This window comes from Bacillus sp. 1735sda2 (assembly GCF_024159245.1).
Taxonomy (GTDB): Bacteria; Bacillota; Bacilli; order Bacillales; family Bacillaceae; genus Bacillus; species Bacillus pumilus_O.
In genome coordinates this window covers 330,734-344,758 of record NZ_JAMYWZ010000001.1, presented here as the reverse complement: position 1 = coordinate 344,758, position 14,025 = coordinate 330,734, and the positions used below count along the sequence as shown (strand labels likewise).

At 42.1% G+C, this 14,025-nt stretch carries 15 protein-coding genes; 7 read left to right on the top strand and 8 right to left on the bottom strand.

What is annotated here, in order from left to right:
* Window positions 1-283: 283 nt before the first annotated feature.
* The 3 genes from NKR21_RS01855 to NKR21_RS01845 all read left to right on the top strand — a co-directional run bounded on the left by NKR21_RS01855 (window position 284) and on the right by NKR21_RS01845 (window position 3,044).
* Entirely contained in the window at window positions 284-712 is a 429-nt protein-coding gene (locus tag NKR21_RS01855; RefSeq protein WP_119124397.1) for a NucA/NucB deoxyribonuclease domain-containing protein, read from the top strand.
* A gap of 127 nt (window positions 713-839) precedes the next feature.
* Window positions 840-2,537 carry a methyl-accepting chemotaxis protein gene (locus NKR21_RS01850; RefSeq protein WP_144457989.1) on the top strand — a complete coding sequence of 566 codons (1,698 nt, stop codon included), beginning with the start codon at window positions 840-842 and terminating at the stop codon, window positions 2,535-2,537.
* A gap of 120 nt (window positions 2,538-2,657) precedes the next feature.
* The gene (locus NKR21_RS01845) at window positions 2,658-3,044 is read left to right on the top strand and encodes a competence protein ComJ (protein ID WP_119124395.1); all 387 of its coding nucleotides are present in this window, start codon (window positions 2,658-2,660) and stop codon (window positions 3,042-3,044) included.
* 1 nt (window position 3,045) lies between these two features.
* Here the strand turns inward: NKR21_RS01845 and NKR21_RS01840 are convergent, their stop codons facing one another.
* Entirely contained in the window at window positions 3,046-3,852 is an 807-nt protein-coding gene (locus tag NKR21_RS01840) for an AAC(3) family N-acetyltransferase (RefSeq protein WP_144457987.1), read from the bottom strand.
* 29 nt (window positions 3,853-3,881) lie between these two features.
* The gene (locus NKR21_RS01835) at window positions 3,882-4,298 is read right to left on the bottom strand and encodes an Lrp/AsnC family transcriptional regulator (RefSeq protein WP_186299672.1); all 417 of its coding nucleotides are present in this window, start codon (window positions 4,296-4,298) and stop codon (window positions 3,882-3,884) included.
* A gap of 115 nt (window positions 4,299-4,413) precedes the next feature.
* Between NKR21_RS01835 and NKR21_RS01830 the strand changes: the two genes are divergently transcribed.
* A complete protein-coding gene (locus NKR21_RS01830) occupies window positions 4,414-5,178 on the top strand; it encodes an MBL fold metallo-hydrolase (RefSeq protein ID WP_144457983.1) in 765 nt (254 codons plus the stop codon).
* Window positions 5,179-5,224: 46 nt separating this feature from the next.
* Here the strand turns inward: NKR21_RS01830 and NKR21_RS01825 are convergent, their stop codons facing one another.
* Complete coding sequence (locus NKR21_RS01825; protein WP_119125670.1) at window positions 5,225-5,554, bottom strand: YckD family protein; 330 nt, start codon at window positions 5,552-5,554, stop codon at window positions 5,225-5,227.
* 180 nt (window positions 5,555-5,734) lie between these two features.
* Between NKR21_RS01825 and NKR21_RS01820 the strand changes: the two genes are divergently transcribed.
* Window positions 5,735-6,607 (top strand): transporter substrate-binding domain-containing protein, encoded by an 873-nt coding sequence (locus NKR21_RS01820; protein WP_012008872.1) that lies wholly within the window; start codon window positions 5,735-5,737, stop codon window positions 6,605-6,607.
* Between the two features lie 12 nt (window positions 6,608-6,619).
* Entirely contained in the window at window positions 6,620-7,297 is a 678-nt protein-coding gene (locus NKR21_RS01815; protein ID WP_088000543.1) for an amino acid ABC transporter permease, read from the top strand.
* A gap of 47 nt (window positions 7,298-7,344) precedes the next feature.
* Here the strand turns inward: NKR21_RS01815 and NKR21_RS01810 are convergent, their stop codons facing one another.
* The 5 genes from NKR21_RS01810 to NKR21_RS01790 form a co-directional block, all read right to left on the bottom strand.
* A complete protein-coding gene (locus NKR21_RS01810; protein ID WP_119124392.1) occupies window positions 7,345-8,643 on the bottom strand; it encodes an arsenic transporter in 1,299 nt (432 codons plus the stop codon).
* Window positions 8,644-8,764: 121 nt separating this feature from the next.
* The gene (locus tag NKR21_RS01805; protein ID WP_144457981.1) at window positions 8,765-9,997 is read right to left on the bottom strand and encodes a PucR family transcriptional regulator; all 1,233 of its coding nucleotides are present in this window, start codon (window positions 9,995-9,997) and stop codon (window positions 8,765-8,767) included.
* Between the two features lie 126 nt (window positions 9,998-10,123).
* Complete coding sequence (pruA, locus tag NKR21_RS01800) at window positions 10,124-11,671, bottom strand: L-glutamate gamma-semialdehyde dehydrogenase (RefSeq protein ID WP_144457979.1); 1,548 nt, start codon at window positions 11,669-11,671, stop codon at window positions 10,124-10,126.
* A 23-nt stretch (window positions 11,672-11,694) separates the two neighbouring features.
* The gene (locus NKR21_RS01795; protein WP_012008867.1) at window positions 11,695-12,612 is read right to left on the bottom strand and encodes a proline dehydrogenase family protein; all 918 of its coding nucleotides are present in this window, start codon (window positions 12,610-12,612) and stop codon (window positions 11,695-11,697) included.
* Window positions 12,613-12,772: 160 nt separating this feature from the next.
* A complete protein-coding gene (locus tag NKR21_RS01790; RefSeq protein ID WP_081112295.1) occupies window positions 12,773-13,576 on the bottom strand; it encodes a nucleotidyltransferase domain-containing protein in 804 nt (267 codons plus the stop codon).
* A gap of 60 nt (window positions 13,577-13,636) precedes the next feature.
* On the opposite strand from NKR21_RS01790, the gene NKR21_RS01785 reads away from it, so the two are divergent.
* Window positions 13,637-13,951 carry a hypothetical protein gene (locus NKR21_RS01785; RefSeq protein WP_012008865.1) on the top strand — a complete coding sequence of 105 codons (315 nt, stop codon included), beginning with the start codon at window positions 13,637-13,639 and terminating at the stop codon, window positions 13,949-13,951.
* Window positions 13,952-14,025 lie beyond the last annotated feature (74 nt).

Below are 14,025 nucleotides of genomic sequence, written 5' to 3'. Positions count from 1 at the left end.
CATATCGGTCTAGTCAATTTTATTTTTTTGAAATTTCTGCGTGTTAAATTCTTGAAATTAGCCCAAAAAGCAGTGATAAAGCCATTTTGATAAAGGATAATCTTTTTATGAACTGAAAAATTAAAATTTTTATGAATTTTTACACATGTGAAGAGCATGAAAATGGATAAAAAACGTTTTTCGAACTTTAAAAGGCGTTTTTTCAAAACCAGGAGAAATTGGTAAGTAATTCTGCTATACTTCTGTTTACAAAATACGCAAACAAGAAAGAGAGCTAGCATCTATGAAACTTCTTAAAATTATTCTCTTGCTTTTACTGATCGTCATTGGTGTAGCAACAGGTTATATTCAACTGGAGCAAAGTAAACAAGAGACGACGAATTCATCTTATGACAAAACGATTCACTTCCCATCAGATCGTTATCCCGAAACCGCGAAGCACATAGAGGAGGCAATTGATGAAGGCCATTCATCCGTATGTACGATTGACCGTATACATAGCGATGAACAAAGAGAACAATCACTTCATGGCATTCCAACAAAGCGCGGATATGATCGGGATGAATGGCCTATGGCGATGTGTAAGGAAGGAGGAACAGGGGCTTCAGTCAAGTATATTAGTCCTTCAGATAATAGAGGAGCAGGCTCATGGGTCGGTCATCAATTATCTGATGATCCCGATGGCACAAGAATACAATTTATCATCGATTAACGCCATTTCCCTTTTCTATCTTAAAAAAATTTCCTCGTAACTGCATACAGGTATTTCAAACATTTTTTTCATGCCGATAATCCTTAAGGAGGTTTATCCTACCTTATACCTAAAGGAGTCAAAAAGCATGAAGAAAAAAGGAAAACTGAGGCTTGGTGCCAAAATTTTGCTGATCTTTTTAAGTGTCATCATCATCTTTTCCGCAATTGTTGGTTATGTGGTGAATCGTGAGATGACAGAAAACATCAAGCACATGGCCACTGAAAAAGCAAAAGGGGATTTAAAGCTAGGCTATGCCTACCTAGATGAAAAAGTAGCAGGCTCGTGGCAGATAAAAGATGGAAAGCTTTACAAAGGGAATACCCAAATCAATGATCATGATACATTGGTCGACCATTTAGCAGAATACACCGATGATACGATCACAATTTTCCAAGGAAATACCCGTGTCGCAACGAATGTCATGTTAAACGGCAAACGAGCTGTCGGTACACAAGTTTCACCAGAAGTGAAGGCCACTGTATTAGATAAAGGCGAAAACTATTATGGCACAGCAAATGTAGCCGGGAAAGATTATCAAACGGCTTATATGCCAATCAAAAATGATGCAGGTGAAACGATCGGCATTTTTTATACGGGCGCCAACCAAAGCATGATTTCACAAATGCTTCAGTCATTCTACATTCAATTTTTCTTTGTTCTGTTATTAAGCTTAATTGTTGCTGTAATCATTATTTCTATTTTCACGAAGCGGATTCAAACCCGTCTCAAGCGCATGGCTTCTGCCATTAAGAGTGCAGGAGAAGGCAATTTAACCATCAATGTGACAGATACAACAGGCGATGAACTGTCTGATTTGGCTGATCATTTCAATAAGATGCGGGAAAAATTAAATCACACCATTCTTAATGTGATGAACACGTCTGAATTAGTGGCAACCTCATCTGAACAGCTGTCAGCTAGTGCAGAAGAAACAAGTGCAGCATCAGAAAAAATCACCCATAGTATTCAAGAAGTCGCTCATTCATCAGAAGAACAGTCTGCTCAAATGACAACAAGTGAGCACACAATGATTCAAGTATCTAACGAATTGGCAAAAATCACGGAAAATGCAGGGCAAATGGCTTCAAGAAGTCAATATGCACAAGAAATGGCCCTAAAAGGTGTACAGAATATTGGGGAAGTAAACTCACAAATGACATCTATTGCAAAATCAATAGAGGAAAATGGGACAGCCATTCAAGCTTTAGAGACACGTTCGGCTGAAATTGATCATATTTCTCACGTTATTACAGACATCGCTAACCAGACCAACCTACTTGCTCTTAACGCAGCAATTGAAGCAGCACGAGCCGGTGAGCATGGGAAAGGATTTGCGGTTGTTGCAGACGAAGTGAGAAAGCTCGCTGAAGAATCTCAAGCATCATCAAATATGATTTCCCATCTCATTTCAGAAATCCAAAAAGAGATGACTCATTCAACAAGTGCGATCAAACGAGTAAGAGAGGAAGCGGCTCAAGGGACTGTACTTATTTCTCATGCAGAAGAATCATTTATTGATATTCAGCAGTCAATGAGAGAAATGGCAGATGGTATTAAGCATTTATCTAGTGCATCTCAAAAAATCGCAGCTTATACAAACGATGCGAAACAATCCTTTGCCACTATTACAGAAGGGGTTAAATTAACAAGTGAACATTCACAGCAAGTAGCCGGTTTAACAGAAGAACAATTTGCTGCAATGGAAGAAGTAACTGCTTCATCAGAAGCTCTTGCCCATTTAGCAGGAGATTTAAAAACAATGGTTTCACAATTTCACATCTAGATTCCTCATATAGAAGCGCAAGACGGCGACAATCGTCTTGCTGCCTAACATTCTCTTCAAGAATCACTCTTTCAACCATTCACATTCCAACAAAAATCTATGAATAAAGGAGTTTTTTAAATGAATAACTTAAACCAAGCCTATTCCCTATCTATCTCCTATCACCAAATCACCGTATACACCGGAAGCAAAACGCCACCTGTGATTGACTGGTCAGATGATGACATTCTTCAAGGATTCGCCATGGGAGATCAAGGTGTGTCCTTTGAAGGGATCAACAACGGAAAAGCCTCTGTTACTGTAACTTTAAATAACGATATCTCCCCAGCCTCGGCTGACAGAACGGTCACAGTACCTTTTACGCATGCAAGTGACCAAGTTTATATCACAAGCGTCATGGCTCAGGTGCTGTCTTTCCCTATACCACAGGGAGACTATCAGCTCACCTGCTACACTACACAGCAGCCTGATGAAGACCTTTATCATATCCATTTCCAAACGGTGTAGATCACGACTGATCGTACAAATCAAGCCACTTTTCTGCAAAGTCTACCGACTCTCTCACTGGCAATAAATATGAACTGGCAAGCCCGATTTGACCGTGATGATGAGTGCCTCCTGATTTCAGAAAGTCACAGCCGATCTGCTCAAATAGTTCTTCTCTAGTGATGATATCTTTGTATTCTTTCCATACCCTCCATCCATTTTCTAAGATGGGAGCTCCTCTTGTCATAAGGTCTTGTTGAGGAATGCGATATTCAGCCAAATGGAAAGCGGTCAGACTCTCAAAAGACGTACCAATCAGTAGCACCTGAGCCTGAACATCATACATGCGGGCTAGAGGAGAATGCTCCCCTAATCCAAAAGAAAGTGCGTGGTGTTTCAGAAGCTCATGTTTCTTTTTTCCCCAGGCCGTGAATGAAAAATGAGGATGATTGCTTCTCGCCACGCCTGGGTATTTCCAAAACGCTTCCGCTACCTTTCCCATTGCAGTTGGTATCGAGTAAGCTGGATCAAATGCAGGCATTGTGTCTTTGATCGATTTCCACCATGAAAAAGGAACAGGCGGATCGATCCAATCGGCGGGATCAGAAAGCTCTAACGTTTGTGCCGGCATGATCAGTGTCCCCTCTTCTGTTACGGTTTCCATCAATGCTTGGATGAGGGCAACAGCGCCTCCGTTTATCCAGCCTATAGATGATAAAGATGAGTGAACACATAAAATCATGCCTTTTTTCACACCAAGTTGAACCAAGTCAGCTTTGATTGTTTCCTTTGTCACCGGTTCAGCTTGATTTTTGATTAATTTTTTCATCGTTTCCTTTTCCTCCTGCATCTCTTCTCTTAATGATGAATGAGACGCTTAACCGCAATAGACAGTTTATAATTTGCGTAATTTGTCAGCTCCGTTAAAAACAGATCGAGTTCATCATGACTTGAGAAATGACCTTCAGCCATATAGCAGCCCTCACCACTTATTTTAAATAAATTCTTGATCTCTTCCTGTCGATCGAGAAATGACAGAAGTGGTTCGTGATGATGACTTCGGGTATAGAGCTGCATAAATGTTTGGATGGTCTTTTGCGTCCGCCAGTCAATCGAAATGGTATATGCTTCAATCACACCCTCTTCTTCAAGTTTTAACACACGATTCGCAACAGCTTGACCGGTTAAATGAACTTTTTCACCTAACGCTTTCATGGTCAACCGACTGTTTTTAGAGAGCTCTTTTAATATATCCATATCGGTTTGGTCTAACATTGGCTCACCTCTTTCAAAAATCAAGTCCTGCTGATGAAAGACTTTCATTCCCCTCTGTCACAAGGAACTCTTTTAATATACTGTAAACTTAATCAGAAAAAAAGGAGGCCTTTTCATGAAAATCACGCTCATTCGGAATGCTACTTTATACCTTGAATATGGTCAGACAACTTTCTTCATTGATCCCTTTTTAGCAGCAAAAGGAACATACCCACCGTTCCCTCATACAGCCAATCAACATTTGAATAATCCAATTGTTGATCTGCCTGTAAACATTGACTTAGACAACATGCTACACCCAGATGCTGTCTTACTCACTCATTTGCACGTAGATCACTTTGATGACGAGGCAAAACAAAAAATAGCTCAAGATCAGCCCATTTATACCCAATCGGAGAATGACAAAAAAGAAGTTGAAGAAGCCGGTTTCGAGCATGTCACATGTATTGAAGATGAAATAGACATTGGTGGTGTTCATATCCTGCGAACAGGTGGACAGCATGGGACGGGAGAAATTGCAAAGAGGATGGGACAGGTCAGCGGTTTTGTTTTCTCTCACCCTGATGAACCTACCCTTTATATTGCAGGTGATACCATTTGGTGTGATGAGCCGAAGGATGTTATCAATACTTGCAAGCCAGATGTCATTGTGGTCAATAGCGGAGCTGCTCAATTTTTAGAAGGCGATCCGATTACGATGACGAAGGAAGACATTTTAGATGTTCACCATTCTCATCCAACTGCACAAATTGTCGCTTGTCACCTTGAGGCAGTGAATCATTGCTTGCTTACAAGAGCTTCTTTACAAACTTACATTCAAGAGCATCAAGCAGAAAAAGCCATTTTTGTTCCTAAAGATGGTGAAAGTCTCACCTTCTGAAAAGAATCTTAAACAAAAAACCGGCACCTCGCTGCCGGTTTCATCCTTATGGTCGATGGTGCTGTGGTTTTTTCAGCAATGGAACAAATCCGTTGTTTTTCAAATGATTGTAATGCTCATCCATTCGTTTCGTAATATGTGTACCTTGTTCTTTTGTTAACACACCATATTGGACGTACTTCTCAATCACTTCTTTTCGTTTAGAAAGAATTTGCTGCTCAAGTGTTTCAATTTGTTTTTGTTGTTCTGTCGTTAGTTTTACTTGATGCGTTACTGGACGCTTTTCCATTTGGGGTGTTTCTCCATGAGCTGTTTCCATATAAAAACCAGACAACAGTATCACCGATAATATGATCAAGCCATTTATTCTTTTCATCATGTTCTTCCCTCCTTTATTCGCATTTATTTTGCACTCACTTTCCTTTTTTATACATTATTTCATCACGCAAATTGCACATAATATTCTTACTTTTTCGCTTTTCTTCTGAAAACGTTGTCCTAACAGAAAAAGCGTGCTATGTTTTGTTTTGTATAAAAAATAGAGGAGGATTCTTAAATGAGTCGTTTTTATCATAGAAAATCGATTTGGGTAATGCTTGTTGTGTCTGCTTTCATACTTGTCTTGTCTGCTTGCAGTCAATCAGGCTCTTCTCAGTCTGGAGATTCAAAGTGGGATAAGATTCAAAAGAAAGGGAAAATTGTTGTTGCTACTTCAGGCACCCTTTATCCAACGTCATATCACGATACCGCTAATGGCAAGGATCAATTGACTGGTTATGAAGTGGAAGTAGTCAAAGAAGCATTTAAACGCCTTGATGTAAAAGTAGAATTTAAAGAAATGGGCTATGATGGCATGCTGAGCGCCATTAATTCTGGTCAAGTGGATGCCGCTGCAAATGACATCGACATCACAGATGACAGAAAAGATAAGTTCGCCTTTTCAACTCCTTATAAATATTCTTATGGCACGGCGATCGTAAGAAAAGACGATTTGTCTGGCATTAAAACGTTAAAAGATTTAAAAGGAAAGAAAGCAGCTGGTGCTGCCACAACGATTTACATGGATGTCGCTCGCAAGTACGGTGCGAAGGAAGTCATTTATGACAATGCGACAAACGAGCAATACTTAAAGGATGTTGCTAACGGTCGTACAGATGTCATTCTAAATGATTATTACTTGCAGACACTAGCGCTAGCTGCATTCCCGAAATTAAATATTACGATTCACCCTGACTTAAAATACATGCCAAACGAACAAGGTTTTGTGATGAAGAAAGACAACACAGAGCTTCAAAAAGAATTAAATGGTGTCTTAAAGGACATGAAAAAAGACGGAACTATGAAAAAGATTTCCGAAAAATTCTTTAATCATGCAGACGTCTCAAAGAAAATAGATGCTGATGTCGAAGATGTCGACATTTCGAAATAAGGAGCCGAAAGCGTGGGAGATATTCATTTAGAATATATATTTAATCCTGCACTGGCAAAGGCGTCATTTCCATTTGTCATGAAAGGCATTTGGCTGACGCTGCTCATTTCCTTTGTGAGCATGTTTTTTGGTACCATTCTTGGCTTTTTTATTGCGCTTGCCAGAATGGCGAATACGTGGATGCTTTGGCTGCCTGCACGGCTGTATATCTCATTCATGCGCGGCGTGCCCATTCTAGTAATTTTGTTTATTCTTTATTTTGGATTCCCCTATATCGGGATTGAGTTTACAGCGGTCACTGCTGCCATTATTGGATTTAGCTTCAATAGCGCTGCCTATATTGCAGAAATCAATCGAGCGGCTCTCTCCTCTGTGCCGAGTGGACAGGTAGAAGCTGCCAAGTCACTAGGTCTCAGCTATTGGCAAACGATGCGTGGTGTCATTTTGCCTCAATCCGTTCGCATCGCACTACCGCCACTAGCCAATGTCATGCTCGATTTAATCAAAGCCTCCTCACTGGCTGCAATGATTACTGTACCCGAGCTGTTCCAGCAAGCAAAAATCGTAGGTGGGCGCGAATTCGATTATATGACGATGTATATTTTGGTCGCCCTCATTTACTGGGGCATTTGTAGTGTAGTCTCATTGCTTCAGGACTTTTTAGAAAAACGCTATGCCAAATATCTGTAACAAAAAAAGAGCAGATCCAAGCGACCTGCTCTTTTTTATATTCAGCTTTAATGTATCAGCCATAACCACACATATAACCCCAATAAAGTAAGGATCAAGGTCGGGATGGTGAGGATGATTCCGGCTTTCATGTATGCCCCCCAAGAGATATGGACGCCTTTTTTCTTAAGAACATGAAGCCACAGCAATGTCGCCAATGAGCCGATTGGGGTCATTTTCGGACCAAGGTTTGAGCCGATGACATTGGCATAAATCAGCCCGTCTCTCATGACGCCTGCTGTGTCTGTATGTCCGATTGCAATCGCATCAATTAACACAGTAGGCAGATTGTTCATGACAGAGGACAGCACTGCGGCAAGCACGCCCATAAACATCGTTCCCGCAAGCAAGCCATGCGTTGCTCCTTGTTCGATCCATGCCGCCAATATTTCTGTGAGACCGACATTCTTCAGTCCATATACGACGACATACATGCCAATTGAGAAAAAGACAATCGACCACGGTGCTTCTTTTATGACACGTTTTGTCGCCACTTGCGGACTTCTTCTTGCCAGCCACAAGAAAACAAGGGCAATACCGCCCACAATGATGGATACTGGAATCCCAATGAGTTCCCCTCCAAAATAACCGACAAGCAGACAGCCAAGCACATACCAAGACAAGCGGAACATGCGGATGTCCCGGATCGCTGAAGCCGGTTCCTTCGCTTGTGACAGATCGTATGTTTTTGGAATAAGCTTTCGGTAAAACACATAAAGCACTAGCATGCTCGCTCCAAGCGACACAAGGTTTGGTACGAACATGTTTGCTGTATATTCTAGAAACCCAATATGAAAATAGTCGGCTGATACGATATTGACCAAGTTACTAATGACAAATGGCAAAGAGGTTGTATCTGCAATAAAGCCGCTCGCCATCACAAAAGGCAGGATCATCCGCTCATCTAGGTTTAACGCTCTCACTACAGACAAGACGATCGGGGTCAAAATCAGTGCTGCTCCATCATTCGCAAAAAAAGCAGCCACGACAGCGCCAAGCAATGTTAAATAAATAAACATGCGGACACCGTTCCCTTTTGCGGCTTTTGCCATATGCAGTGCAGCCCATTCAAAAAAGCCGATTTCATCTAAAATTAACGAAATCATAATAATGCCAATAAACGCAAATGTTGCGTTCCATACTATTTGCGTCACTTCCCACACATCGCCCAGATGAACGACACCAAAGGCAAGTGCAAGAATGGCGCCTCCACATGCTGACCATCCAATGGTTAAACGTCCGGGCTGCCAAATGACGAGGACGAGGGTCAGGATGAAAATCAAAATGGCCAAGGTGACTGCTCCCAAAGGTGGTCCCCCTTTCACTCTCTCATAAAATCCTTATCTATCATACAACGAAACAAGGCCGTTGTATGCCATTTTCACATGAAAACCCGCAGGTGATCCCAGGCACCTGCGGATTAGATGACTATTGGTCTTTTTTCATTAGCATTAATTCAATAAATAACTCACATCGCTGGCTGAAGTGACTTAAATCGATTGAGGTCATCTCAAAGATTTGTTTCATTCGATAGTTTAATGTATTTTGATGAATAAACAACTGCTCTGCGGCTGGCTTTAGCTTGCAGTTATTCAATAAGTAGACTTCCAGCGTTTTTAAAAATGAGGTTTGGCTGTCACGGTCTTTTTCTTTCAAACGTAACAAATCTGGATTGAAATCATTTTTCTTTTTTTGATGGCTGTAAATCGAGTCTAAGAACCGGAAAACCCCTAGATTTTCGTAATCATATGGAATCAGCTCTTGTCCTCCCACAATTTTCACAGCCTTCACGACCTCTATCGCTTCAAATCGACTTGTGCTCATTTTCATGACATCCCGATACTCTCTTCCCATCCCAATATACAAGGGAGAAGGATGGGCATGCGCTTTCGATTGCAGATGAGCGATGACGTCAGCCGCAGTCGCTTTCGGTGAGTGTCGGTCTGACAAGCTGCCCAATATCACCACAATGTCGGCTTGAACGGAGTATACGTGATTCACCTTGTCTTCTAGCTGCAAATACGTCCGAATGACGTCCTTCACATCTACTGCCGTCTCACTTTTGTTATCGGCAGCGTGTACGACCATGACAGTAAATACAGCTGGCAGCGGGATGCTTAAATTCTCAGCCTCCCACTTCAGTTCTTCTTCTGTATAAAAATGATCATCCATGACCTTTTTGAAAAACTCTTCAATCTTGCCTTCCTTTTTCTCCAGCTGTTTCTTATTTTTATAAATCACTTTCCCCACTTGAAAGGAAGCTTCGTGCAAAAATTGCAGCTCCTCTTGAGAGAGAGAATCCTCAATGTCCTGCACCCAAATAAAGCCGACAACTTCTTGTTTATGCTTGGCGCTCACAGCTACCCGCCGATTAAACCCGAGCTCGTCATGACCGCTCACATAAAAAGGCTTTGACTCCTTGTGAAGCCGCTCGATGACCCCTGTTTTCTTTAACCAATCGACAACAGACCCTGGACATTCTTTTGAGAAAATCGTTTGCTGATTGACTGGGTCAAACTGCTGAATGCTGTAAGAATTATAAGCAAGGAGCTGGCACTCTGTGCTTTCTAAAATGACTGGTTTTTTTAAATACCCACTAATAAATGCAATTAACTTATCGACATCAAAAAATGTGTGAAGCTTTTCTAATATCTCTTCCATCCCGATTGCTCCCTGATTAAGTAATACATTCATCATACTTCTTTCCGGACAGATTTGCATAGAAACAAAGTCGTAGACAAGCAAAAAAAGCATGAACCCGTGTATACAGGTTCATGCTTTTCCAACTTAGAACATTTCACTAATCGTTTTTGCCTGCATGTGTAGAGCTAGGTAATCTGGACCGCCTGCTTTTGAATCGGTTCCTGACATTTTGAATCCGCCGAATGGGTGGTATCCCACGATGGCTCCTGTGCAGTTACGGTTAAAGTAGAGGTTCCCTACATGGAACTCCTGCTTCGCACGGTTGATGTGATCCCGATTATTCGTAATGACAGCACCTGTCAAACCATATTCCGTGTTGTTGGCTACTTCAAGTGCCTCATCAAAGCTAGACACTTTCGAGAAGGCCAAGACAGGTCCAAAGATTTCTTCTTGCATCAAGCGAGACGTTGGCTCAAGATCTGCAAAAACAGTTGGGTGAATGAAGTATCCTTCCGAATCATCACTCGTTCCGCCAGTGACTAATCGGCCTTCCTGCTTGCCCACTTCGATATAATCTGTGATCTTGTCAAAGGACGCTTGATCAATGACAGGACCCATGTAGACATCCGCAGAAAGAGGGTTCGCTGTTGTTTTCGTTTCTGTGATTTCCTTCACTCGCTCAATCACTTGATCATACAGCTTTTCGTGAACGACAGCCCGAGATCCAGCTGAACATTTCTGACCTGAAAAACCGAAGGCTGATGTGAAAATAGCATTAGCCGCTAATTCGACGTCTGCATCCTCATCTACAACCACTGTATCCTTACCGCCCATTTCAGCAATGACACGCTTTAAATGCTGCTGACCTGGCTGTACTTTTGCTGCGCGTTCAAAGATACGTGTCCCTACTTCTCTTGATCCAGTGAATGTAATTAGGCTTGTTTTCGGGTGATCGACTAAGTAATCTCCAACTTCAGCTCCGCTTCCTGGTACAAAGTTCACCACACCCTTTGGAAGACCTGCCTGCTCAAGCTCTTCCACAAAACGTGCCGCAATGACAGGAGTTGCACTTGCAGGTTTTAAGACAACTGTGTTCCCTGTAACGATTGGTGCTACTGTTGTTCCTGCCATAATAGCAAACAAGAAGTTCCACGGCGGAATGACGAGTGTCACGCCAGTTGGGGTGTATACGTATTGATTGTGTTCTCCTTCACGGCTGTTCACTGGTTTGCCTTTCGCCAGCTCCAGCATTTGACGAGCATAATATTCAAGAAAGTCGATCGCTTCTGCTGTATCTGCGTCCGCTTCATTCCAAGGCTTACCTGCTTCTTTAACAAGAAGGGCTGAATACTCATGCTTTTTACGGCGAATATTTGCCGCAGCACGGAAAATAACGCTGGCTCTTTCTTCTGGAGAAGTATAGCGCCAAGTTTCAAATGCTTTCGCCGCAGCCTGAACCGCTTGTTCTGCCTCTTCTTTTCCGGCCTTTGATACGGTTCCAACGACTTCATCCTTTTTCGCAGGATTGATCGAGACAATTTGGTCTTTCGTTTCGATTCTTTCTCCATTAATCACGAGCGGATAGGTTTGACCCAGTGTTTCTGTTACCTTTGCTAATGCTTGTTCAAACGCTTTGCGGTTTTCTTCCTGGCTAAAATCCGTGAATGGTTCATGTTTGTAAGGTGTTGTCATCTTTGTCACGCTCCCGTTTCAAATTATTTTTTCGTCATTCCTTTTAAAGCAAAGGCAATGTTTGCCGGCCGTTCTGCAAGACGTCTCATGTAGTAGCCATACCACTCTCGTCCATACGGTGTGTAGACCCTCATTTGATAGCCTTCCTTCACAAGTGCCTGCTGCGTTTCTGATCTCATGCCATACAGCATTTGAAATTCGAACTGACTTGTTGGTATATTGTGTTTTTTCACAATATTTTTCGTGAACTCGATCATTTGATCGTCATGTGTCGCAATGGCTGTATAGTTCCCTGTGAGTAATTGCTTTTCGATCAGTTTCTTGTAATTCTGATCAACGTCTTTTTTGTTTGGATACGCCACTTCGGCGGATTCCTTATAGGCACCCTTTACAAGTCGTAAAAATGGTTGCAGCTCATTGAGGTCATCAAGATCCTTTTCTGTTCTGTACAAATACGCCTGCAGGACCGTACTGACATACTCATATTGAGATTTCATCTCTTTAAAAATGTCCAGCGTTTTTTGACAGCGCTGTTCATCCTCCATATCGATTGTCACCATGATACGGTGTTTTTCTGCCGTATCTAAAATACGTTTCATATTGCGATACACAAGGTCATCGTCAATATCCAGGCCGAGTGATGTCATTTTGAGTGACACGTGGGAATTGAGCTTGGCCTCTGCAATCCGCTGAATGGTTTGAATACACTCATCCGTCCGCTCATTTGCAATCTCTGCCTTTGTGACAAACTCACCAAGGTGATCGACTGTAACAGCCATTCCTTGATCATTTAATCGTTTAATGACAGAGATAGCGCTCTCAAAATCTTTCCCACCGATGATTTTCTTAGATGCAACAGCACTTCCCCAATTACGAGCTATATGGTTCAAGAGACTGCTCTTTGACAAAAACAAGAAGAAATTTCTTGTGACCGACTCCATAAAGGGCACCTCCCACTCTTTGTAAGCTATGTCTTTATTGTAAGGCTCATAAGCTGTCCGCTACAATATTTGAAGATGACAAAAATTCTGACTTTTTTTGTGGTTTTATCACAATAAGAGATAAAAAAGAGCCTGCCGCTATCCGGCTGGCTCTTTCCTCCTACGTCCACACCTCATCAAGGGTAGACTGCAAAAGCTCATTTAATTCTTGCATCAGATTGTCTTTCGGCTGATTGTAGCTTTTCACCAATTCATCAAAACGCACTAGTTCTTTGTCGATAAATGGATGGACATGAGCGAGACGGTTCTCTACATCCATTTCTTCTCCGTCCATTTTACGTTTGAGCAGTTCGTGAATTTCTGTTAAAAGCGGGCCTTCCTCCACTAGATCCTTGAGCAATTCATGAAAGTCCATTGGTGGAACTGTTCGGTAACGTTCAATCCACTCGCAGGCAAGAAGCGGACGAAGCACATAGAAATACTTCTTGATTCGCACCTGCTCTCCTCGTAAATGCCGGCTCTCATTCCGCCTCGCCATATTGAGGTAATGATACATCAAAGCCGCAGGGTAAAACGCTCGATCCTTTAATTCTCTTAGCTTCTTTGCCAAAGAGAAAGATTCAGCATAGATGATATCAGAAGACAGCCATTCCATAATGGATGGATTTGATTTATTGAATAAACGAAGCGCCTTTCTCAGCTCCCAGCCGCTGATATCAAGCACGTCATCAATCGGTCGTTCAATGACATCACGATGCTCTTCCATCGCCCAATACCATTCTTTCCGGGGAACATATAAAAAACGAACATCATAATCACTATCGGTCGAGGGAAATCCCCATGCCCTACTGCCTGATTCGACGGCAAGACAAATCTTGACGTCATACGTTTCTTCGATGATTTTCAGCTCTTCCTTAATTCTCTCTCTCAAGCGTCCATCAACTCTTTCTATAGAATTCTGCATGACTTCTTCACGTTTTGGGAAAATACGAATAAGACATATATGAAAAAGGAGTTGGATCTGATGTCTATATCTCGCATTATGAAATGGATCACTGGGATTTTTGAAGCTTGCCTTGCCATCCCTGTGATCGGAGGTCTATTCGTTATTAGCAATGGCTATTCACCGCTTATGGTCATGCTTATTCTGCATATTATCACACTCGTCTTATCGAAGCGAGACCAGGGACCAATGATTGGAAGTATCATCGGAATTGTCACGTCCTGCCTTGCATGGATTCCGATTCTCGGATTCATTCTTCATATCATCACTGCCCTTGCTCTCATTATCACCGCGTTAGTGCCTGATGAAAAAACGAGACAGAATACGAGCTATTAAAAAAGAGGCCCTCCTAGAGCAGCCTCTTTCAGCGTGTAGACAAACCCTCGCATTCGTTGTCAGGTCTGCGCTTC